Source organism: Streptomyces mobaraensis NBRC 13819 = DSM 40847 (assembly GCF_017916255.1).
GTDB lineage: Bacteria > Actinomycetota > Actinomycetes > Streptomycetales > Streptomycetaceae > Streptomyces > Streptomyces mobaraensis.
This window is the reverse complement of the sequence record NZ_CP072827.1, coordinates 2,730,203-2,750,873: the sequence shown is the minus strand read 5'-3', so window position 1 is coordinate 2,750,873 and position 20,671 is coordinate 2,730,203. Positions and strand designations below refer to the sequence as shown.

The window sequence follows — 20,671 nt, the reverse complement described above, 5'->3', positions numbered from 1 at the left end:
CACCGTCTCGTGCGGCTTTCATGAGTCTCGTACGCGTGGTCGAATTGACGGCATTGGGCCGCCGGTTGAGGCAATCCATGCTGCAAATGTGGCGATCATAGGGCTCGTACGGGGCCCGTTCCAGCGGCCGGGTCTTGAGCAGGGGAGCCGCGACCCTGGATTCGACCGTTTCTGTACGTCCATGCCCGCTCGGGGCCGAGGCTGCATGGGCGTGCATATCGATGGCATCTCGATTGACCGTCCGTGACTGAGTGTGATGTACCCAGAAGTCGGCCTAGTCACTCGACCGGGGGACCGGAACAGGGCATAACACCGCAAACCGCCTGAGGGTGGGAGAGGTGTCCCGATTCCGTCCCGGGAGGTCGACGTGGTGCGTCCGCAGACACCCATGGGGGTGGAACGGTCCGGGCTGCGCCGGCTCTGGGCGGTCCTGACCTGCCTGTGCGCCATCGCCGCGACCCTGGTCGCGAACCCCGCCCGGGCCGTCGGGCCAGGAGGCCCCTGCGCGTTGCCCCGCAGCGACGCCCACCACTCCGAGGGGCTGGACACCTGGAACCCGTCCTACCCGCGCCCCCTCGGCCGGCTGGACGCGGTGATGGTCTTCCTCTCGTTCCCGGACTCCCGGCCGGTCGCCACCCCCGCCCAGCTCATGGCGGACCACTTCCCCGGCACCTCCCGGTTCTTCGAACGGGCCTCCTACGGCCGGTTCTCCGTCCGCGCCCACTCCGTGGACCGGTGGTTCCGGATGCCCCGGCCCTCCACCGCGTACCGGATACAGCGCGACTGGGACGGCGAGCTGCGCACCGCCTATCTGCGGGACGCCATCACCGCCGCGCGCGGCGCCGTGGACTTCGGCCGCTACGGGCTCGTCTACCTGGTCGCCGACCCGGACGCCCCCGGGGTGGACTCCGACGCCACCAAGGTCGTCAACCTGGAGCGCCCGCTGGAGGTCGACGGCGCCGAGCTGCGCCGGGTCGTCACCGTCTTCGAGCACCACCCGCCCGACCGGAACGTCCTCGCCCATGAGACCGGGCACGTCCTGGACCTGCCCGACCTCTACCACCGGCCGTCCGAGGGCAAGGGCGACTGGGACACCCACGTCGGCGACTGGGACCTCATGGGCAGTCAGTTCGGGCTGGCCGCCGACCCCTTCGGCTGGCACAAGTGGAAGCTGGGCTGGCTCGACGCCCGGCAGGTGGACTGCGTCCTCGGCCGGGGCGGCGCCGTGCACACCATCCAGCCGCTGGAGGCCCCGATGCGGCCGGGGGACGCCCGGACCCGGCTGGTGGTGGCCAGGACCGGCGCCGCCAGCGCCGTCGTGGTCGAGGCCCGGACCGCGACCGGCAACGACGCCGCCACCTGCACCGAGGGCGTGCTGGTCTACCGGGTGGACAGTGAGACGCCGTCCGGCGGCGGGCCCGTACAGGTGGTGGACGGCCACCCCGGCACCCTGGCCTGCCCCGGGGAGGCCGTCTACCCGCCGCTGGCCGACGCCCCGCTCGGGGTCGGGGAGTCCCTGACCGTGGCGGAGGGCGGCATCCGGGTGGCGGTACGGGGGCGGGCCGCGGACGGGGCGTGGACGGTCCGGGTCAGCCGGGAGTGAGTCCCCGGCCAGGGGTGTCGGGGCACGAAAAAGCCCCTCCACCGAAGTGGAGGGGCTTCCTCTGTCTGTGCGCCGCCAGGGACTCGAACCCCGGACCCGCTGATTAAGAGTCAGCTGCTCTAACCAACTGAGCTAGCGGCGCCTGCTGACAGAGAAGACTCTAGCACCCTGATCCGGTGGAAAGAAAATCCGTATGTTTGAGCCCGGCGCGGGCGGTACGGACGCAGGACCAGAGCAGGACGTCGGGCCCCGGCAGCCAGGGGTGCCGGACGTCCGGGGCGACCACCCAGCGCGAGGCCGGCGGGACCGGCTCCGTCCCGTCCGGGGGGTACGGCGGGGGCACCGTCACCGCGTCGCCCGTGCCCAGGCACAGCAGCGGCGGGACGGCCCGGGCCCACTCCTCCCAGCGCAGCAGCGCCGGCAGCCGCTGGGCCGTGCCGGGTGCCGCGAACAGCAGCAGCCGGCCCTGCTGGGCCGCGACCGGCCCGGAACCGGGCCCGTCCGACCAGAGCCGGTCCAGCATCCGGCGGCCGAACAGCGACGGGACGCCGATCACGTCGAAGGCCCGCCCGCACGGCAGCAGGAGCGTCGTCCGCGGGTCGGCCGCCCACAGGGCCAGCACGCTGCGGGGGAGCGGACTGGCCGAGGCCAGCCACTCCGCACCGGCGGGCCGGACCGGCTCGCAGACGACGGTCGGCTGCGGGAGGCGGGTGGGGTACGGAACGCGTGGGCTGGTGTCCATGCCCTCATGGTCGGCTCGCGGCCGGGGGCGGGTGGCGGCAGTTCCGTGAATTCGGGACAGCGCGGGACGGGGTGCGCTAGGTTGTGCGCCGCATATGCCAACGGCCCATGAGTCAGGTCATGGGCCGGGTGTGCGGCGAGGGGCCGCCGGGGCGGGCTCAGTCGGCCGTTCTGCCGCTGCGCAGCAGCTCACGGCCGAACTCCACCATCTTCTTGGCGTAGTCCTCGCTCCACTCGGCGCGCTCCGCGATCACGGCGGTGGGCAGCCGGTCGAACCGCCGAGGGTCGGCGAGCTGGGCCGCCGCCACGGCCTGGAACTCGATCGCGCGGTCGGCCGCCGCGCGGAAGGCCAGGGCCAGCTCGGTCGAGCGGGCCAGCAGTTCGCGCGGGTCCTCGATCGACTCGAGGTCGAAGAAGTGCTCGGCCTCCGAGACGGCCTCGGGCGGCTCGAAGAGCAGCGGCGCGGGCCTGCGGCGGGGGGCCGCGCCACCGCCCGGACCGGGAGCCTGTTTCGGCTCGCACTCGCACATGTACATACCTCCAGGATCGTCTGCGCCGCCATCCATTGTCGCGCCGCGCGCAAGGGGGCCCGCCTCCCGCGGCCCTGCCGCATCAGGGCCGCCACCGGACCCGGTGCTCGTTCAGGTGGGTGAGCACCGCGAAGTTCGCCTCCCACCCGTCAGGGCTGTGATCACCGGCCGCCTCCGACGGCGTGCCGGACGGTGTCCGGCGGGCGGGTGCCGGGGCGGTGGTCAAGGCCGCCACCGGACCCGGTGCTCGTTCAGATGCGTCAGCACCGCGAAGTTCGCCTCCCACCCGTCAGGGCTGTGATCACCGGCCGCCTCCGGCGGCGTGCCGGACGGTGTCCGGCGGGCGGGTGCCGGGGCGGTGGTCAAGGCCGCCACCGGACCCGGTGCTCGTTCAGATGCGTCAGCACCGCGAAGTTCGCCTCCCACCCGTCAGGGAACTTCACCGCGACACCCAGCCGCACCGGCTCCGTCGACGGGTGTTCGTCCAGCAGCCGGTCCACGCCCGCGCGGCAGACCACCACGCAGGCGTGCCGGTGGCGCGAGGCCAGGACGCAGAGGCGGCCGGTCTCCAGGTGGAAGGCGGTGGCGTCGGGACGGCCCGAGAGCGGGTGCAGGACGACGGTGACGTCGAACTCGCGGCCCTGGAGCCGGTTGGCCGTATCCACCGTCACACCGCTCACCCCGTGCCCCGCGAGCGCCGCGCGGACGGCCGCCGCCTGGTCCCGGTGGGCGGTGCCCACCGCGATCCGGGCGGCGGTGAGCGGTACGGGGCCGGGGGAGCGCTCGCTGGTCACGGCCGCGCCGCGGTCGAGCGTCCGGCGCACCACCAGGGCCACCGCCTCGACCGCCTCCGGGTCCGTGCGCGGCACGTGCCGCTCGGGCAACTCCAGCAGCCCCCAGCCGGACGCGGCGGCCTCGTCCAGCACCCGGTCCACCGCCGACCCGTCCTGGCGGACGCCGAAGGACATCAGGCGGTCGCCATGGTCGGTGCCGCTGCGGAAGCGGGTGTACGGGTAGAACGCGTCCGACACCAGGCGGGCGGCGGACGCCGGGAGCCGCCAGGACACCGGCAGCCGGTGCTGCGGCAGCCCGGGATTGTGGGCGAGGAGCGTGCTCACCGCGCTCACCGACGGGTCGTACGACAGGCCCGCCCACTGCGCCGTCCCCTCGGCGCCCACCACGCTGAACGGATCCAGCTGGCCCGGGTCGCCGACGAACAGGGCCCGGTCGAACAGGCCCGCCACGGCCAGCAGCGCGTCCGAGCGCATCTGGTACGCCTCGTCGACGATCGCCTGGCCCCAGGGCTCGGTCACCTTGGTGTGCGCCCACTTCGCGGCGGTGGAGACGACCACGTCGAGACCGGCGAGATCCGCGGCCTTCGTCGACGTGACGACCTGGTCGAGCCCGTCCAGCGCCGGGTCGTAGGGCCGCGGATCGCTGCTGTGCAGCCGGCCGACCGGCAGGTCGGCGTCCTGCTCGGCCAGCCGCAGCACCAGGTCGTCCACCTGGGCGTTGGTCTGCGCGACGACCATCAGCGGCCGGCCCGCCCGGGCCAGCTCCAGGGCGGCGCGGACGACCAGCGTCGACTTGCCGGCACCGGGCGGCGAGTCGACGACGACGCCGCGGTGCCGGCCGTCCAGCGTGTCGCGCAGGATGGCGTCCGTGGCCGCGGCGGCGGCCACGGAGGGGGCGACGGTGCGGGACGCCCGCCCCGGCCCGGCGGGGGCCGGGATCGCTTTCTCAGCCACAGCACACTCCTGGGTCACAACAGGTCCTCCGCGGTCACCGGATCGGGCTCCTCCGCCTGACCGCCGGGCGGCCCGCCGTGGGTCCAAGGGGTGTGCTCGGGCTCGGGCAGCTCGGGGCCGCCCCTGGGCGCGTGCTCGAACAGCGTCCAGCACACCCGGTCGCCCGGCGCGGGCACCGTCCCCTCGTCGGGGACTTTGCCGCGGCCCATGCCGCCGGTCAGCCGGACCGTCAGTCCGGCCGGGCCGGCCGCCACGAACTCGGCCGGCTGCGACCGTCCGTCGGCCAGTACCCGGTGCACCCGCGCGCCCTCCTCCAGCAGCGGCGCGTCGTCCGTACGGACGGTGACCAGCGGGCGCGGGCGCGGCACCTTCGCCTCCGAGAGGGCCATGACGACCTCGGTGACCTCCCCGGCGAACGCCTCGCCGGCCAGCCGCCGCCCGGCCATGACCAGCGGGTCGTCCAGCGCCTCCTGGGCGTCCAGCCGGGCCTGCGCGGTCTCCCGGGCGGCGAGCTTCCGCGCGGCGGTGACCGCGTCGTCCCGGCGCGGCTGCGGCGGCTCGCCGGCCCGCAGCCGGTCCCGGTGGCCGGTGTACGACCAGCGGTCGCGCTTCCAGCGCTCGGCGACCGAGGCGCCCTCGGGGAGGGCGCGCAGCAGGTCGACGCCGCGCCAGACGGCGTCCCAGGTGGGCCGCAGCTGGGAGAGGAGCAGCGTGCGGATCGCGGTGTCGGCGGCGCGCAGCTCGGCGTGGCCCCGGCCGGTCTCCAGGACCGCCGTGCGGGCCCGGTCGTAGCGGGCGATGGCGGGGGCCAGCAGCTTGTTGTCGAAGGCGGGGTCGGTCGCGGGGCCGGCGGGCGGGTGGAGCAGCAGGCCGTCGGCGTCGCGCGCCAGCTCGGCGGCGCGGGCCGCCTCCGGCCCGGTGCTGCCCTCGGGCGGGTCGATCCAGGCGAGCAGCGCGCCGAGGTGCTGGTCCTCCAGGTGGCTCTGGCCGGTGGCCCAGTGCCGGGAGAGCAGCTCGGTCATCGACAGCAGGAGGGCGGCGCCGGGGAGGCGGGCGCGCTCCCCGTAGTGGGTGAGCCAGCGGCCGAGCAGCGGGACGCGGGGCGGCGCCGGCCAGTCGGCGGCCGGATCCTCCTCGGCGGTGCGCCGGAAGCGCATGGACCGGCCGAGCAGCCGGACGTACTCGACCGCGGCCGGGCCGGGCACCAGCAGCTGCGGGGCGTCCGCGCACAGCTCGGCCTCGACGGTCGTCCGGCGGCCGGTCGCCGGGTCGGTCTCCTTGCGCTCCTCGGCGACCGTGTCGTCCGCGTACCCCTCGACGTACGGCAGGACGGCCTCGGCGAGCTCGGCCAGGAACGCGAATCGCAGTGCGCGGTCGCGCGGCTGAGGCACCGTCAGCAGGCGGGGTGCGTCGCGGTCGGTGCCGACGAGGGCGCCGAGGGGCGCGCCCGTCTCACCGGCGGTGGTGAGCGGGACGAGGACGAGCGGGCGGTCCGACAGGTGCCGGTGGCGGACGGTGGCCAGGGGGCGGGCGTGGCCGGCGCGCAGCGCCTCCAGGCGGGCGAGGGAGGTGATCAGCGACACGCGTCCGCCTCCTCCTTCGGGAAGCCGGCGGCGGCCAGGGCCTCGGCGCGCAGGGCGGTGGCGCGGCGGAGGGCGGCGACGGCGGGGTCCTCGGGGCCGTCCGGCGGCTCGGCGGCGTGGGACGGGCGGTCGGAGGCATCGGATGGCAGCTCGGCGGCGTCGGACGGGTGGTCGCCCCGGGCCGCCGCGAGGGCCGCCTCGACCGTGGTCAGCCCGCCGAGCCCGGAGCGGACGTTCCGCCCCAGGTGCCGGACGTCGCCCTCGGCGCGCGCCCGGTCGCGGCAGTGGAAGGCCAGCTCGCAGGCGGCCAGGCAGTCCGGGGCGTACGCCGCGTCGACCGCCTCGACGGCGGCCGTCAGCTCCGCCGCCGGCCGGTCCGGGGCGAAGGAGGCGCCGGGCGGGAGGGCGGCGGCGATCTCCTCGACGCGGGTGAGCCGGCCGAGCTGCCGGCGGGTGGTGGCGCGCTGCTTGCGGAGGTCGAGGAGGGCGGCGGCCGGCAGGTTGGAGAAGTCCTTGGGGCAGACCAGCAGCGCTTCGTGCCGTACCCGGCCGTCCTCGGGGGCGGGGCCCGGCAGCCGCTCGGCCACCGTCTCCAGGGCGAGTGCGTACACGGCGGCCTGCCGGGCCGCGGCCCCGGCCTTGGCGGCGTCGGCCGCGCCGTCGATCATGGCGAAGGACTTGATCTCGACCACCGTCCAGGTGCCGTCCGGGTGCACGACGACGGCGTCCGGCTCCAGGTAGGCGGGGGTGCCGGCCACGGTGAGCGCCAGCATGGGGTGGTCGAGCAGCGCCCACCGGCCGGCGGCCGTGGCCTCCCGCAGGGCCAGGGCGGTACGGGCCGTGCGGCCTTCGGGGCCGGCGGCGGAGAGGTCGGGCGCGTCCACGGCGTCCGGGGGCTCCGGCGCCTGTCCGGCGGGGAGCGCGGCGTGCAGCAGCCGGACGAGCTCCGTGCCGCCGTCGGCCTTCACCCGGGCCTCGAAGGCGTTGCCGCGCGCTATGGCGAACTGGGACTGGCCGAACGCGGCGGGCGTGCCGAGCGCCCGCGCGAGGGCCGCCTTGTCGACCCCGGCGCCGTCGAGCAGGGCGCGGCGGCGGCAGCCGGGGTTGGCGGCGAGGGCCGCCAGGGCGCGGGCGTCCAGCGGGCGTGGCGGGACGTCCGGCCCGCGCAGCTCAGCGAGCAGCCGCCGGAGCGCCGTCGGGCCGGCTGCCGCCCGCTCCGCCGCGGGCCTGCCGGGGGATGTCCGAAGGGATCGAAGGGATGTGCTCACTGCCGTCCGCCTCGCGCTGTCTCTCCGGCGCGCCCGGCCGGCCGCCCCCGGCGGGCATGCCGGACGCGGTCGTGCGCGGGTGCGCAGTACGAGGCGAAGTCTCGCACCCGGCACTGACAATCGCCGGGCTCTCGGGCATTCCCGCAGGTCCGACGGGGTCGAGCGAGGGCAGGGAGCGGGGTGCCCGGGCGCGGAGCCGCTCGCCGAGGCGCAGCGCGGGCCGGGTCAGCAGCAGGCCGACGCCCATGACGGCGGCACCGGCGACGGCGTCCAGGAAGTAGTGGTTGGCCGTGCCCATGACCACGAGGGTGATGGTCAGCGGGTAGGCGACGCCGAGGACCTTCGCCCAGGTGCCGCGCCCGTGGCGCCACAGCATGACGCCGCACCACAGCGCCCAGCCCACGTGCAGGCTCGGCATGGCCGCGTACTGGTTGGTGAGCCCGCCCAGACCGCGCGGGGCACTGGCGTCACCGCCCCACCATCCGTACGACGAGTACTGGTGCATGGTGTCGACGAAGCCGTAGCCGTCCGGGAGGAGGCGGGGCGGGCAGGTGGGCAGCAGGGTGAAGCCCACCAGGCCGATGAGGGTGGAGAGCATCAGCCAGGTCCGGCCGCGGCGGTAGTGCTCGGAGTGGCGCCGGAAGACCCACACCAGGATGGCCGGGGTGACCACGTAGTGCAGCGAGGCGTACACGAAGTCCGCGGGTACGCCGAGGATGGCGTGGTCCGTGAACAGTCGGTTGAGCGGGTGTTCGAAATTTATTCGAAACTGCTTTTCGATGTCGAGTATGGACACACCGTGATCGACCGCCGACTGCACATCCCCGCGGACGAGCAGGCGGCCCGCCGAATACAGTGCGTAGACGACGGCGATCAGTGGCAGTTCGGTCCACCAGCGCGGCCGCTTCCCGAGTGATGCGGTGCGGTACATCCGGACGCTCTCCATGTGTTCAGGCGGCCAACAAGCGCGCATGCAACCGTACGGCGTACGCCGCATCCGCCGCACACCGCCCCGTCGGGCCACGGAAACACCGGGGTCATCCGGCGTTCGGCTCCAGAGTGCGGCGCATGAGGGGGAAGACGATCGAATATGGCCCCGGGTTGCCTGTGGCGCAAGTGAGTGATGATAGTTCCGACGGGTCTAAGGCATCCGTACCGCACATCACTTTTGTGGCAGCTCCCGCCACTTTGTGGGAGAAGTCACCAGACTCCGAGGGAGCCCGCTCCATGGCACCGCGCATCCTGCTGGCCCGGCACGGACAGACCGAGTGGTCGCTGTCCGGAAGGCACACCGGCCGCACGGACATCCCCCTCCTCGACGAGGGACGGCGCGGGGCCAAGCTCCTGGGCGAGCGCCTGCACCGCGCCCCCTGGGACGGCCTGCCGGACGTCGAGGTCCGTACCAGCCCGTTGCTCCGGGCGAGTGAAACCTGCGACCTCGCCGGCTTCGGCGACCGGGCCACCGCCTGGGACGCCCTGATGGAGTTCGACTACGGCGCCTACGAGGGCATGACCCCCGCCGAGATCAAGGCACAGCGGCCCGGCTGGCTGATCTGGCGCGACGGCGTCCCCGGCGGCGAGACCCTCGACCAGGTCGCGGCCCGCGCCGACGAGGTCGTCCGCTGGGCGCGCTCCACCGCCGACCGGGACGTGCTCGTCTTCGCCCACGGACACATCCTGCGCGTCATAGCCGCCCGCTGGCTCGGCTTCGAGGCGTCCTTCGCGGCCCGCATCCGCCTGGAGCCGACGTCCCTGTCGATCCTCGGCTGGGCCTACGGCGAGCCGGCGATCGAGCGCTGGAACGACACGGGCCACCTGGGCTGAGCGGGGGCGCGCCCGCGGGCGCTCGCCTCAGGCCGCGCGCCGCGCCAGGAACGACTCGACCGCCGGGTCCTGGGTGAACCGGCGCAGCGTCCGGGACGTGCCGTCGAGCATCCCCCGGATGCGGGCGGACCGGACCTGGCCGAGCAGGTCCAGGACGCGCTCCCCGGCCGCCGCCGCCGCGTCCGGGGAGCCGGAGTGCGCCAGGTCGTCCGCGAGCTGCGCCGTGTAGAGCGCGATGTTGCGGGCGAAGTGGGGGTCGGCCAGCGCCACGGCGCGTTCGCCGTGCTCCGTCGCACGGGACCGGTCGCCCAGGGCGGACCAGCACTGCGCCTCCAGCCCCTCCAGCTCGGCCTCGCCGAAGAACGTCATCCACTCGGGATCGGCCTCGCACGCCCCCTGCCCGAACAGGGAGCGGGCCCGCAGCAAGGCGCCCGCGCAGGCCGCCCGGTCGCCCAGCCGGGCCCAGCCGCCGGCCTCGCGCAGCGCCAGCAGCGACATCAGCCGGGCCGAGCCCAGCCGCCGGCCCACGTGCTGCGCGGCCTGGGCGGCCCGGACGGCCTCCCGGGGCCGGTCGGCGTCCCGGGCCAGGAACGCGGTGTTGCAGAACGCGTGCGCCTCCAGCGCCGCGTCCCCGGCGACCCGCGCGGTGGCCAGCGCCTCGGCGTAGTGCGAGCGGGCGTCGGCGAACCGGCCGGAGTCGTGCGCCAACCACCCGACGGAGATCGCGAGTTCGCCGGCGCCCGTGTGCAGCCGGTCGGCCACCGACTGCCGCCGGGCCTCCGCGTCCAGCAGGTCGTACGCCGCCCGCAGCGGCCGGGTGGCGCGCCGGTAGAGGCCGTCGGCGCCGTGCCGGTCGTCGAGCAGCCGGATGCGGCGGACCGCCTCCTCCACCGCGAGGGCCTCCGCCTCGCCGGCGTGGCGCCGGGGCAGGGCGCCCGCGACGCCGCCAAGGGAGGCGACGGCCACCGCGGCCGTGCCATGGGTCATGAACGCGCGACGCAACACGTCGCTCTCCTCGTCACTGGTACCGCCGAGGCCGGGGGCGCCGGCGTCCCGGAGGCCCGGTGCGCCGGGACCCGTCGCGTCACCGTCGTCGGCGGGGCTTTCGGTGTGAGCGGGCGGCGCACCGCCCTTGTTTCGCGCCCCCCGTCCGCGTACGGTCTCGCGGGGGAGGAAGCCCATGTCCGCCGGCTCGCGCCCGGGGAACATATGGCGGAACACCCGCTCGTAGGCGTAGTTGGGGCAGCGGATCTCGCCGGATTCGACGCGCCCGATGTACCGCGCGTCACACGAGACCTGTTCCCCGATCTCACGGGCCGCACGCCGTACCGCCGCCGCGAATTCCGCAGGTGACCGCGGTCCGCGCAGCTCGCGGAAGACGGTGTTCGGGCGGGGGGCGCGAGGTGACGGGGACGCGTGGGGCGACGCCATGGCCGGACCCTCTCCTGGCGAGTGCCGCCCCTCCGGCATCCGGGGCGGACGGTGGTGCTGCCGTACGGCGTGATGACCGTACCGGCTGCCGGGAATCCCGTACGTCCGCTTTGGCTACAAAACGGATATCCCACTCGCGATCCGCCATGAACTGCCATCCTTTACGGCGGCTTGATGCCGTAGCCGTTGACGGCTCAAGGGAGTTGAACAGTGGGAGCGGGTGCCCGCCGTCCGTGCCGCGGCCTCCGCGGGCGGGTGCGGGACGGCGGCGACGGGTTCAGCGAAACGTGCGGAGGAGGCGTTCCCCTTGGCGGAAGCCGGAGTGAACATCGGCGGCTCGCGGACGGCAGCCCTTCACCAGGCGCGCCCCGGACACGGCCAGGCCGCGCGCCCGGCCCGGGCGCAGGGTGAGGGCGTCCCCTGCGACCTGGTCACCGTGCCCGCCCGGCAGGGACTGGAGGCGGTGGACATCCTCCGGCTCCGCGACGGGGTCGGGCCCGTGCTGCACGACGGCGAGTGCCACACCCTCGGATTCCTCGTCCCGGCCGGCACCGCGGCCGCCTGGGACGTCCCCGGCAGCGCCTGCACCCAGGCGTACGGGCGCGGCGCGCGCGCCGGCCGCCAGGAGCCGCCCGTGACGGGCAGCGGCTGGCTGGTGGCCCCCGAGGCGGCGCTCTCCGAGGCGACCGACCCGGCCGTGCTGCGGGCGGCGCTCGGGGAGGCGGCCCGCACCATCGAGGCCGTCGACCGCTGCCGCTGACGGCTCCGGCCGGGCACCCGGTCGAACCGGGCGATACTTGACGGATGGCAAAGGGCAGACGGGCGGCCGGGGAGACGGGCCGGAGCGGACGGCGGGCGGGGCGCGGGCGCGCCGCGGAGCCCGTCACCGAGCGGGTGGCGGGCGGCCTCGCGGAGCTGCAACCGGATCCCGACCGTCCGCGGGCCCGGACGCTGCTGATCGACGGCGCGCCGCAGTCCCATGTCGACCCGGACGACCCGACCCGCCTGGAGTTCTCCTACCAGCGCCGGCTCGGTCACGTCGCCGACCTCGCCGCGCCGCCCGGCCGCCCGGTCCAGGCCCTGCACCTCGGCGGCGGCGCCTTCACCCTGGCCCGCTACGTCGCCGCGACCCGGCCGCGCTCCACCCAGCAGGTCATCGAGATCGACGCACCCCTGGTGGCCTTCGTCCGGCGCGAGCTGCCGCTCGATCCCTCGTGGCGGATCCGCGTGCGTTCCGGGGACGCGCGCGAGGTGCTGGCCAAGGTGGCCGACGGGTGGGCGGACCTGATCATCGCCGACGTGTTCGCCGGGGCGCGGACGCCCGCCCATCTGACGAGCGTCGAGTTCGCCGCGGAGGTGCGGCGGGTGGTGCGGCCCGGAGGCTGCTACGCGGCCAATCTTGCGGACGGTCCGCCATCCCTGGGCTTCGTCAAGTCGCAGGTCGCGACGGTGGGGACGGTCTTCCCCGAGCTGTGCCTCGTCGCGGAGCCGGCGGTGTTGCGGGGGCGGAGGTTCGGGAACGCGATTCTTGTGGCGTCGGATGTGGCGCTGCCGGTGGGGGAGTTGACGCGGCGGTGTGCGACGGATGCGGCGCAGGGGCGGGTGGAGACGGGTGCTTCGCTGGACGCCTTCCGCGGTGGGGCGGCGGTGGTTCGCGACGCCGACGCGAAGCCGTCTCCCGAACCTCCGCCGTCGGTCTTCCGGTGAAGTGCCCCAGCCCCGCCCTTTCACCGTTTCTTGCGGGGGCAAGCCCCCGCACCCCCAGGACGGGCCGGCTGTTCAGCCCGTCCGGCGTTTGAGGACGAGCGGCGGAGCCGCGATCAGGGGGTCTGGGGGCGCAGCCCCCAGGAAGCGGCGAAAGGGGGGACCGGGGCACCCTCACCCCACCCGCCCAGACCGGATCACCCCCCGATACCACTCCCCACTCCCCTTCACCGTCCGCGACAACGTCCCGTAATCGACGCACACGATCCCAAACCGCTTGCTGTACCCGTACGCCCACTCGAAGTTGTCCAACAGCGACCACACGAAGTACCCCCACACATCCGCCCCGTCCCCCAACGCCCGCAGCACCGCGTCGAAATGGCCCCGCAGGTAGGCGATGCGGTCGGGGTCGTGCACGGCCCCCCGGCCGTCCGGCTTGTCGTCGTACGCGGCGCCGTTCTCGGAGACGGCGAGGGGGAGGCCGGGGGCCTCTCGGGTGAAGCGCATCAGGAGGTCGTACAGACCGCTGGGGTCGACGGTCCAGTCCATGGCCGTCCGGGGGCCCGGCGGCTGGTGGAAGGCCACGCCCTGGGCCCCGGGATAGGGCGAAGGCACAGGTGAGGGGCGGTTGTCAGTGGCGGCTGATACAACGGACGGCGTGTAGTAGTTGATGCCCAGCCAGTCCAGGGGGTGCTTGATGACGGAGGTGTCGCCGTCGCGGACGAACGACCAGTCCGTGATCCCGGCCGTGTCGTCGATCAGGTCGGCGGGGTACGCGCCGTGGAGCATGGGCCCGGTGAAGATACGGGTGGACAGCGCGTCGATACGCCGCTGAGCGTCCAGGTCGGCGGGTGACGTGGTGCGGGCCCGGACGGCGTTCGGGTTGAGGACGACCGCGACGCGCGCCCGGCGCGGCAGGGCGGCGCGCAGCGCCTGGGCGCCCAGCCCATGGGCGAGGTTGAGGTGGTGCGCGGCGCGCAGGGCCGCGGCGTCGTCGGTGCGCCCGGGGGCGTGCACCCCCGAGGCGTAGCCCAGGAAGGCGCTGCACCAGGGCTCGTTGAGGGTGGCCCAGCACTCGACCCGGTCGCCCAGCGCCCGGGCGACGAGTCCGGCGTAGTCGGCGAAGCGGTACGCGGTCTCGCGGGCCGGCCAGCCGCCCGCCGTCTCCAACTCCTGCGGCAGATCCCAGTGGTAGAGGGTCAGGACGGGCTTGATGCCGTGGGCGAGGAGCTCGTCGACGAGCCGACGGTAGAAGTCGAGTCCCTTGGGGGAGGCGGGCCCGCTGCCGGTGGGCTGGACGCGGGGCCAGGAGACGGAGAAGCGGTAGGCGCCCAGGCCGAGGGCGGCCATCAGGCGGACGTCCTCGGCGTACCGGTGGTAGTGGTCGGTGGCCGTGTCGCCGGTGTCGCCGTTCAGCACCTTGCCGGGTGTGTGGCTGAAGGTGTCCCAGATGGAAGGGGTGCGGCCGTCCTCGTGGACCGCGCCCTCCACCTGGTACGCGGCGGTCGCGGCGCCCCAGACGAAGCCGGGAGGGAAGGTCGTGGGCATGAACACGCTCCGAGGAGAAGGAAGAAGGGGCAGAGGGGGACGGGGGGAGATGAGGGAGCCGGCACGGGCGTCAGCCCTTGACCGCGCCACGCATGATGCCGCCGACGATGTGCCGTCCGAAGAGGGCGAGGACGAGCAGCAGCGGCAGCGTGCCGAGCAGCGCCCCGGCCATCACGACGGCCTGGTCGGGGACGTAGCCGCGGCCGAGCCCGGTGAGGGCCACCTGGACGGTCGGGTTGTCCTGGGTCAGCGCGATCACCGGCCAGAAGAAGTCGTTCCAGGACTGGACGAAGGAGAGCATCCCGAGCACCGCCATCGCGGGCCGGGCGACGGGGAGGACGACGTGCCGTACGACGCGCAGGCTGTCGGCGCCGTCGACCCGGGCGGCCTCGATCAGCTCGGTGGGCAGCGCCTCCACGAGGTACTGCCGCATGAAGAACACGCCGAACGCGCTGACCAGGGTGGGCAGGACGACCGTCTGCAGCCGGTCGGTCCAGCCCAGCTCCGCGACGAGTGCGAACAGCGGGACCACGGAAAGCTGCGGGGGCACCATCATCGTGCCGACCACCACCGCCAGCAGGGCGTTCCGCCCCCGGAACCGCAGCTTGGCGAAGGCGAAGCCGGCGAGGGTGCAGAAGAGGACGGTGCCCAGGGCGACGCAGCCCGCGACCAGCGTGGTGTTCAGCAGCGCCAGGCCCAGGTTGGCGTCGCTCCACGCGACGCCCAGGTTGTGCGCCAGGTTGCCGCCGAACCAGAGGGGCGGCGGGGTGTGCGCCAGCCGGGTGTTGTCGTGCGAGGCGGCCACGGCCGTCCACACCAGGGGCAGCACCGAGCCCGCGGTGAAGAGGACGAGCACGGCGTACCCGAGCGGCCCGGTGCGGGGTCGCCCGCCGGCCCGCGCGCGGGTGACCGGGGTGGCGGAAAGGGGGACGGGCACGGCGGCTCCTCACCGGTCCGCGCGCAGTCGGCGGGCGAGCAGCCCGCCCACGGCGGCGACCAGCAGCAGGATCAGGAACATGGCCCAGGCCACGGCGGAGGCACGGCCGAGGTGGAAGCCGAACCACCCCTGCTCGTACAGATAGAGACCCAGGGTCTGGAACTGGTGCGAGGCCCCGCCCTTCTGCCCGGCCGCCCCGCCGAACAGCAGGGGCTCGCCGAACAGCTGCGTCGCCCCGATCGTGGAGACGACGACGGTGAACAGGATCGTCGGCCGCAGCGAGGGCACGGTGACGTGCCGGAACTGCCGGATCCGCGAGGCGCCGTCCAGCGCCGCCGACTCGTACAGCTCGTCCGGGATCGCCTGCATGGCGGCCAGGTAGATCAGCGCGTTGTAGCCCGTCCACCGCCAGACGACGATCGAGGAGACGGCGATCCGGGAGCTCCAGGTGCCGTTCTGCCAGTCGACCGGGTCGATGCCCGCCAGCCCCAGCGCCCAGTTGATCAGGCCGTAGTCCCGCCCGTAGAGGAGGACGAAGACCAGGGTGGCCGCGGCGACCGAGGTGGCGTACGGGGTGAGGAGGGCGACGCGCCAGAACGTGGCGGCCCGCAGCCGCTGGTGCAGCAGATGCGCCAGACAAAGGGCCGTCAGCAGTTGGGGGACGGTCGAGAGCACACCGATGGTGAAGGTGTTGCCCAAGGCGTTCCAGAAGAACTCGTCGTGCAGCAGCCGGAGGTAGTTGCGCGCTCCGGTCCACTCCATCCGGCTCATGTCCGTGAGTTCGAGCCGGTGCAGTGAGGCCCAGCCGGTCCAGAGGAGGGGGAAGAGACCGAATGCGGAGAAGAACAGGAAGAACGGCGCCACGAACGCGTACGGACTCCAGCGCACGTCCCACCGGTGACGGCGGGTGCGCCAGGCGGCGCGCCGGTCCCGATCGGCGGCGGGCGGGACGCGCGGTGGGCCCGGGGCCGGTTCGGCGCCGGGGTCCTCGACGGTGGTGGGCGGCGCCGAGGTCATTCGTCCACCGCGTTGTGGATCTCCTTCTGGGCCGCCGCCCAGGCCGCCCGCGGGTCCCTGCCCTGCTGCTCGACCTGCGGGATGCCGACGTCGGTGAAGGCGGTGCCGATCTGCTGCTCGTGCGGCCCGATCACCAGCGTGGGCGCTCCCTCGGCGGCCCGGGCGAAGATCCGCGCGACCGGCGCCCCGCCGAAGTAGGGGTTCCGCGCGTCCCGCAGCTCCGGCATGCCGTACGAGGCGGGGGTGGAGGGGAAGCTCGACTGCCGGGCGAAGAGCCTGGCCTGCTGCGCGGGCGCGGTCAGCCAGGCGGCGAGCGCCATGGCCTGCGCCCGGTGCCGGGCCGCCTTCGGCACGGTCAGGAACGAGCCGCCCCAGTTGGCCGGCCGGGGCGCCGCTGCCACGTCCCACTGGCCCCGGCCCGCGTCCCCCGACTTCTCCTTGATGTAGCCGAGCATCCACGGCGGGCAGGCGACGGTGGCGAAGCGGCCGTTCGCGTACGCCTGGTCCCACGGTTTCTCGAACTGTCTCAGCCGCGCGGTCAGCCCCTCGCGGGCCGCCCGCACCGCCAGGTCCCAGGCCGCCCGGACGGCCGGCCCGCCGGTGTACAGCGGGCGGCCGGACCGGTCGTAGTAGCGCTCCGGATAGCCGTGGACGGCCGCGTTGTAGACGCCCGCCGCCGAGTCGGTGAAGACCGTGCCCGCCGGGGCCCGCTTCCGGTAGGCGCGGCCGGCGTCGAGGTACTTCCGCCAGTCTCCGGCCCACAGCCGGCCGACGGCCTCCCGGTCGGTGGGCAGTCCGGCCCGGCGGAAGAGGTCCTTGCGGTAGCAGACGGCGATCGGCCCGATGTCCGTGCCGAGCCCGATCGTCCGGCCGTCGGGGTCGGTGGCCTGGGCCCATTTCCACCCGAGCCAGTCGGCCCGGCGCACGCCCGGCGCCCGGGACAGGTCCTCCAGCCGCCGGCCCTGGCCCGCCGCCAGGTCGTGCAGGGTGCCGACCTCGACCGCCTGGACGTCCGCCAGCCCGCTGCCGGTCACCAGATGCGTCAGGAACTGCGGGAAGTAGGTGTCGCTCCGCTCGATCACGTTCTCCTTGATCCGGATCTCCGGGTGCAGCCGCTCGTACTCGGCGTAGAGACCGGCCTGCCGGTAGCCGAAGACCCCGAAGGTGCCGACGGAGAGCGTGGTCCGCCCGTCGCCGTCGGCCGCGCAGCCGGTGAGCGCCGCGGCCAGGAGCAGCCCGGCCGTGAGTGCCGCCGGTGCCGCTCCTGCCCGCCGGGCCCGGGGGCGCCGTCCGTGGGTGCCGCCGCGCAATGCCTCCTCCTGATGCCGTGCCCACCCCGCCGGCCCACCGGGGAGGTCCGCCAAAGGGCGCGCGGGACCGGAGCATTGGGGGTGCGGGACTGCCCCGAGACTTGCCGCAACCTGGCGTAGTGTCAAGGACGCGCTGCGTGACGTGGCCTGGGGGGTGAAAGGGGCGCGGGAGGCGCTTCGGCGTGTCGTGGCGGGTGGGGGCCGTTTGGCCGCTGTTTGGCCCACCTGGCGGCACGACGAAGGCCCCTGACCTGTTTTCACAGATCAGGGGCCTTCACCCTGAGGGTGAGTAACGGGACTCGAACCCGCGACATCCTGGACCACAACCAGGTGCTCTACCAGCTGAGCTATACCCACCACATCCGGCGTTCGTTTCCGTGTTTCCCACCGGCCGAGAAAAAGTGTACAGGGTCCGGAGGGGTGCTCGCTCCCGCCTTTCGCCGTGCCGGGAGCGACCTGCGTCACTCCGCCGGAATCCCCGCGGAAGCACCGCGGGGACCACGACCGGACGGCGCCCGGACGACGACCGGACTACGACTGAACAGGAAGGACGTGCTTGGCCGCGATCGCCTTCGCCGTGTCGGAGTCCGGACCGGGCTGCGGCACGAAGATCGCCTCGCGGTAGTAGCGGAGCTCGGCGATCGACTCGCGGATGTCGGCGAGGGCCCGGTGGTTGCCGGCCTTCTTCGGGCTGGCGAAGTAGGCCCGGGGGAACCAGCGCCGGGACAGCTCCTTCACCGACGAGACGTCGACGATGCGGTAGTGCAGGTGCTTCTCCAGCTCCGGCATGTCCCGCAGCAGGAAGCCGCGGTCGGTGCCGACCGAGTTTCCGCACAGCGGGGCCTTGCCGGGCTCCGGGACGTACTCGCGGATGTACGCCAGGACCTGCCGCTCCGCTTCCTCGAGCGTCGTCCCGCCGTCCAGTTCGTCGAGCAGCCCGGAGGCCGTGTGCATCTGGCGCACCACCTCGGGCATGGTGGTCAGGGCCTCGGCGGGCGGGCGGATGACGATGTCCACACCGTCGCCGAGGATGTTCAGCTCCGAGTCGGTCACCAGGGCGGCCACCTCGATGAGCGCGTCGGTCGACAGCGAGAGCCCGGTCATCTCGCAGTCGATCCACACCATGCGATCGTTCATGGAACTCACCCTACGGGGCGTTCCCGCTGGCCGGGCAGGTGCGGGCTGTACAGGTCGGTCTCCGGCTTGCCCGGTTCGACGGCGCCCGGACCGTGTCCCGGTCCATGGCCGAACCCCGGGTTCCCCGGCCCGTGCCCCAGGGGCACCCCGTGTCCGGGATGCCCGCCGTGTCCACCGTGCCCACCGGAGTGCGGCGGACCGCCGAGCGGACCGGCCGCGGCGTGCGCGGCGGCCAGGGCCGTCCGTCTCAGTCCGACGACCGCCGGCTCCCCGGACCGGGGTTCCAGCGGGTCCGGGCCGCCGAAGCGGTCACCCCGCCCGTCGCGGTCCGGCCGCTCGGGCCGGTCCGGCCGGCCGTCGGGGCCGCCCTGGGGCCGCCGCGCCCGGTAGGCCGCCCGGTAGGCGGCGGGGGAGGACCCCAGCTGCCGCCGGAAGTGGCCGCGCAGGGCGACGGGGGAACGGAAACCGCAGCGTCCCGCGACCTCGTCCACGGAGTAGTCGGACGTCTCCAGCAGCCGCTGCGCCTGGAGCACCCGCTGGGTGATCAGCCACTGGAGCGGCGCGCTGCCGGTGAGCGAACGGAACCTGCGGTCGAAGGTGCGGCGGCTCATATAGGCGCGGGCGGCCAGGGTCTCCACGTCGAACTGCTCGTGGAGGTGCTCCAGCGCCCAGGCGACGACCTCGGCGAGCGGGTCGGCGCCGATCTCCTCGGGTAAAGACCGGTCGAGGTAGCGCTCCTGGCCGCCGCTGCGGCGCGGCGGTACGACGAGGCGTCGGGCGAGCGCCCCGGCGGCGTCCGCGCCGTGGTCGGTGCGGACGATGTGCAGGCACAGGTCGATGCCGGCGGCGGTGCCCGCGGAGGTCAGGACGTCACCGTCGTCCACGAAGAGCTCCCGTGGGTCCACATGGACCGAGGGGTAGCGCTTGGCGAGCGTCGGCGCGTACATCCAGTGGGTGGTGGCGGGTCTGCCGTCGAGCAGTCCCGCGGCGGCCAGCACGAAGGCCCCGGTGCACAGCCCGACGATGCGGGCGCCTTCCTCGTGGGCGCGGCGCAGTGCGTCGAGGGCGGCGGGTGGCGGTGGCTGGGTGATGGACCGCCAGGCCGGTACGACGACGGTGCCGGCCCTGGAGAGCGCCTCCAGGCCGTACGGCGCGGTCAGTTCCAGACCGCCGGTCGTTCGCAATGGCACATCTTCGCCCGCGCAGACGAGCAGGCGATAACGGGGAACCCCGGCGTCCTGCCGGTCGATCCCGAATACGGAGAGCGGAATGGAGCTTTCGAAAATCGGGCCGCCGCTGAAGAGCAGTACGGCGACGATCTCCCGGCGGCGGCGTCCGGAGAGCTTGCGCACGGTCTCCGGTACGGTCGTGGAGTCCTGGCTCATGGCGCTAAGCCCCCCTCGGCGGTCGAGTCCTCTCGGTCCTGCACGTTTCCCCTCGGTCCTGAACGGTTCCCCCGCCGGTCATGGCCAAGATCGAATCTACTGTGTCGGATGTAGTCGCGGTGACCAGTTCACCATCCGGCTCTATGTCGACATGACAACTTGGCGCGAAGCGTTCGATCACGAAGCGTTGCACTTGCAGGCCCCGCTGAAAAGTACGCCTCTCGCCACTGCCCCCGCGCCGTAGGGATCAACCGCCCTCAGCGGTCCTTTCCTTGCTGGTCGCCCGGCTGTTGGGGGCTGGTCAGGCCAAGCGAAGGCCCTCGGCCTGAAGTTGGCCGAAAACATACGGGTGTGGGCGTACGAAAAATCAGTCGACGTACGTACTGGCGCCCGGATGGCGTGCGCCGCGGTGCGTACCGGTACCGGTGCGACCGTGCCGGCCGCGGTGCGGGGAGACCGGTGCCGCGACTCGTTCGAGTGCCCCTTCGAGGGCCTCCTCCAGGTCCTCTTCGAGTGCTCCGGAGGTCCGTCCGGGCCGACCGGGCCGCAGGCTCGCGGCGGTCCGGCCGACGGCCCTCGGGGCGCGCCCGGCGGCCCGTTCGGAGCGGCGGAGGAGGGTGTGGCAGGCGCAGGTGAGGGCCACCAGGCCGGCGGCGCTGCCGGCCGCCCCGCCGAAGGACCGGCCGCACATCAGCAGGACGACGGGGACCAGGGCGCAGCTGAACGCCGCCCAGCGCACCACGTCGCTCACCGGATCGGGCGATTCCCGGTCGGGTTCGGCGGCGTGGGCGTCGTCGCGGGTTCCGGGCACGGAGCGGCTCCCTGGTGGCGGCTGCTGGCGGTAGTACAACGCCGGTCCGGCGTGTGGGTCACTCGGCGAACGGGCAGGGGTAGGGACACACGGG

19 protein-coding genes and 2 tRNA genes are annotated in these 20,671 nt (G+C 74.2%); 4 read left to right on the top strand and 17 right to left on the bottom strand.

Annotated features, from left to right (window positions below; translation table 11 throughout):
- Positions 1-388 precede the first annotated feature (388 nt).
- A complete protein-coding gene (locus J7W19_RS11500; protein WP_004948927.1) occupies positions 389-1,603 on the top strand; it encodes a M6 family metalloprotease domain-containing protein in 1,215 nt (404 codons plus the stop codon).
- Between the two features lie 68 nt (positions 1,604-1,671).
- On the opposite strand, the gene J7W19_RS11495 is transcribed toward J7W19_RS11500, so the two are convergent.
- The 8 genes from J7W19_RS11495 to J7W19_RS11460 all read right to left on the bottom strand — a co-directional run bounded on the left by J7W19_RS11495 (position 1,672) and on the right by J7W19_RS11460 (position 8,404).
- Positions 1,672-1,745 (bottom strand) — tRNA-Lys (locus J7W19_RS11495).
- Between the two features lie 18 nt (positions 1,746-1,763).
- Positions 1,764-2,345, bottom strand: coding sequence for a bifunctional DNA primase/polymerase (locus J7W19_RS11490; RefSeq protein WP_004948926.1), 582 nt, complete (start codon positions 2,343-2,345; stop codon positions 1,764-1,766).
- A gap of 157 nt (positions 2,346-2,502) precedes the next feature.
- Positions 2,503-2,880 (bottom strand): hypothetical protein, encoded by a 378-nt coding sequence (locus J7W19_RS11485; protein WP_004948925.1) that lies wholly within the window; start codon positions 2,878-2,880, stop codon positions 2,503-2,505.
- Positions 2,881-2,956: 76 nt separating this feature from the next.
- Positions 2,957-3,100, bottom strand: coding sequence for a hypothetical protein (locus tag J7W19_RS11480; protein ID WP_158688802.1), 144 nt, complete (start codon positions 3,098-3,100; stop codon positions 2,957-2,959).
- A gap of 136 nt (positions 3,101-3,236) precedes the next feature.
- Positions 3,237-4,622 carry an AAA domain-containing protein gene (locus J7W19_RS11475; protein ID WP_004948924.1) on the bottom strand — a complete coding sequence of 462 codons (1,386 nt, stop codon included), beginning with the start codon at positions 4,620-4,622 and terminating at the stop codon, positions 3,237-3,239.
- Positions 4,623-4,636: 14 nt separating this feature from the next.
- Positions 4,637-6,205, bottom strand: a complete 1,569-nt coding sequence (locus tag J7W19_RS11470) for a hypothetical protein (RefSeq protein ID WP_004948923.1) — start codon at positions 6,203-6,205, stop codon at positions 4,637-4,639.
- The gene (locus J7W19_RS11465; protein WP_004948922.1) at positions 6,196-7,473 is read right to left on the bottom strand and encodes a hypothetical protein; all 1,278 of its coding nucleotides are present in this window, start codon (positions 7,471-7,473) and stop codon (positions 6,196-6,198) included. Before J7W19_RS11465 ends, J7W19_RS11470 begins: the two co-directional genes overlap by 10 nt.
- On the bottom strand, positions 7,376-8,404 hold the full coding sequence (locus J7W19_RS11460) for a phosphatase PAP2 family protein (RefSeq protein WP_004948920.1): 1,029 nt from the start codon (positions 8,402-8,404) through the stop codon (positions 7,376-7,378). The genes J7W19_RS11465 and J7W19_RS11460 overlap by 98 nt, the downstream gene beginning before the upstream one ends.
- 296 nt (positions 8,405-8,700) lie before the next feature.
- Here J7W19_RS11460 and J7W19_RS11455 point away from each other — a divergent pair, with 296 nt between their 5' ends.
- The gene (locus tag J7W19_RS11455; protein ID WP_004948918.1) at positions 8,701-9,297 is read left to right on the top strand and encodes a histidine phosphatase family protein; all 597 of its coding nucleotides are present in this window, start codon (positions 8,701-8,703) and stop codon (positions 9,295-9,297) included.
- 27 nt (positions 9,298-9,324) lie between these two features.
- On the opposite strand, the gene J7W19_RS11450 is transcribed toward J7W19_RS11455, so the two are convergent.
- Complete coding sequence (locus tag J7W19_RS11450; protein WP_004948916.1) at positions 9,325-10,728, bottom strand: ATP-binding protein; 1,404 nt, start codon at positions 10,726-10,728, stop codon at positions 9,325-9,327.
- A 307-nt stretch (positions 10,729-11,035) separates the two neighbouring features.
- Between J7W19_RS11450 and J7W19_RS11445 the strand changes: the two genes are divergently transcribed.
- Both J7W19_RS11445 and J7W19_RS11440 read left to right on the top strand, forming a co-directional pair.
- Positions 11,036-11,488 carry a hypothetical protein gene (locus tag J7W19_RS11445; RefSeq protein WP_004948915.1) on the top strand — a complete coding sequence of 151 codons (453 nt, stop codon included), beginning with the start codon at positions 11,036-11,038 and terminating at the stop codon, positions 11,486-11,488.
- 44 nt (positions 11,489-11,532) lie between these two features.
- Complete coding sequence (locus tag J7W19_RS11440; protein ID WP_004948913.1) at positions 11,533-12,435, top strand: spermidine synthase; 903 nt, start codon at positions 11,533-11,535, stop codon at positions 12,433-12,435.
- A 171-nt stretch (positions 12,436-12,606) separates the two neighbouring features.
- Here the strand turns inward: J7W19_RS11440 and J7W19_RS11435 are convergent, their stop codons facing one another.
- From J7W19_RS11435 to J7W19_RS11400, 8 genes are all read right to left on the bottom strand, one after another.
- On the bottom strand, positions 12,607-13,980 hold the full coding sequence (locus J7W19_RS11435; protein WP_004953529.1) for a GH1 family beta-glucosidase: 1,374 nt from the start codon (positions 13,978-13,980) through the stop codon (positions 12,607-12,609).
- Positions 13,981-14,050: 70 nt separating this feature from the next.
- Positions 14,051-14,917: a carbohydrate ABC transporter permease gene (locus J7W19_RS11430; RefSeq protein WP_004953532.1), complete on the bottom strand. Its 867-nt coding sequence runs from the start codon at positions 14,915-14,917 to the stop codon at positions 14,051-14,053.
- A 9-nt stretch (positions 14,918-14,926) separates the two neighbouring features.
- Positions 14,927-15,934 (bottom strand): carbohydrate ABC transporter permease, encoded by a 1,008-nt coding sequence (locus J7W19_RS11425; RefSeq protein WP_004953534.1) that lies wholly within the window; start codon positions 15,932-15,934, stop codon positions 14,927-14,929.
- Positions 15,931-17,244, bottom strand: coding sequence for an ABC transporter substrate-binding protein (locus J7W19_RS11420; protein ID WP_004953536.1), 1,314 nt, complete (start codon positions 17,242-17,244; stop codon positions 15,931-15,933). The genes J7W19_RS11425 and J7W19_RS11420 overlap by 4 nt, the downstream gene beginning before the upstream one ends.
- Positions 17,245-17,528: 284 nt before the next feature.
- Positions 17,529-17,601, bottom strand: a tRNA-His gene (locus tag J7W19_RS11415).
- Between the two features lie 174 nt (positions 17,602-17,775).
- Positions 17,776-18,381 (bottom strand): oligoribonuclease, encoded by a 606-nt coding sequence (orn, locus tag J7W19_RS11410; RefSeq protein ID WP_004953545.1) that lies wholly within the window; start codon positions 18,379-18,381, stop codon positions 17,776-17,778.
- A 5-nt stretch (positions 18,382-18,386) separates the two neighbouring features.
- Complete coding sequence (locus J7W19_RS11405) at positions 18,387-19,766, bottom strand: GlxA family transcriptional regulator (protein ID WP_004953549.1); 1,380 nt, start codon at positions 19,764-19,766, stop codon at positions 18,387-18,389.
- Between the two features lie 367 nt (positions 19,767-20,133).
- Positions 20,134-20,577 (bottom strand): hypothetical protein, encoded by a 444-nt coding sequence (locus tag J7W19_RS11400; protein ID WP_004953552.1) that lies wholly within the window; start codon positions 20,575-20,577, stop codon positions 20,134-20,136.
- Positions 20,578-20,671: the final 94 nt, after the last annotated feature.

What these genes read in the sequence shown, in the direction of transcription:
- J7W19_RS11500 (WP_004948927.1), top strand. Translation starts at nt 389, where the DNA reads ATGGGGGTGGAACGGTCCGGGCTGCGCCGGCTCTGGGCGGTCCTGACC.
- J7W19_RS11490 (WP_004948926.1), bottom strand. Translation starts at nt 2,345, where the DNA reads ATGGACACCAGCCCACGCGTTCCGTACCCCACCCGCCTCCCGCAGCCG.
- J7W19_RS11485 (WP_004948925.1), bottom strand. Translation starts at nt 2,880, where the DNA reads ATGTACATGTGCGAGTGCGAGCCGAAACAGGCTCCCGGTCCGGGCGGT.
- J7W19_RS11460 (WP_004948920.1), bottom strand. Translation starts at nt 8,404, where the DNA reads ATGTACCGCACCGCATCACTCGGGAAGCGGCCGCGCTGGTGGACCGAA.
- J7W19_RS11455 (WP_004948918.1), top strand. Translation starts at nt 8,701, where the DNA reads ATGGCACCGCGCATCCTGCTGGCCCGGCACGGACAGACCGAGTGGTCG.
- J7W19_RS11450 (WP_004948916.1), bottom strand. Translation starts at nt 10,728, where the DNA reads ATGGCGTCGCCCCACGCGTCCCCGTCACCTCGCGCCCCCCGCCCGAAC.
- J7W19_RS11440 (WP_004948913.1), top strand. Translation starts at nt 11,533, where the DNA reads ATGGCAAAGGGCAGACGGGCGGCCGGGGAGACGGGCCGGAGCGGACGG.
- J7W19_RS11435 (WP_004953529.1), bottom strand. Translation starts at nt 13,980, where the DNA reads ATGCCCACGACCTTCCCTCCCGGCTTCGTCTGGGGCGCCGCGACCGCC.
- J7W19_RS11425 (WP_004953534.1), bottom strand. Translation starts at nt 15,934, where the DNA reads ATGACCTCGGCGCCGCCCACCACCGTCGAGGACCCCGGCGCCGAACCG.
- orn (WP_004953545.1), bottom strand. Translation starts at nt 18,381, where the DNA reads ATGAACGATCGCATGGTGTGGATCGACTGCGAGATGACCGGGCTCTCG.
- J7W19_RS11405 (WP_004953549.1), bottom strand. Translation starts at nt 19,766, where the DNA reads ATGAGCCAGGACTCCACGACCGTACCGGAGACCGTGCGCAAGCTCTCC.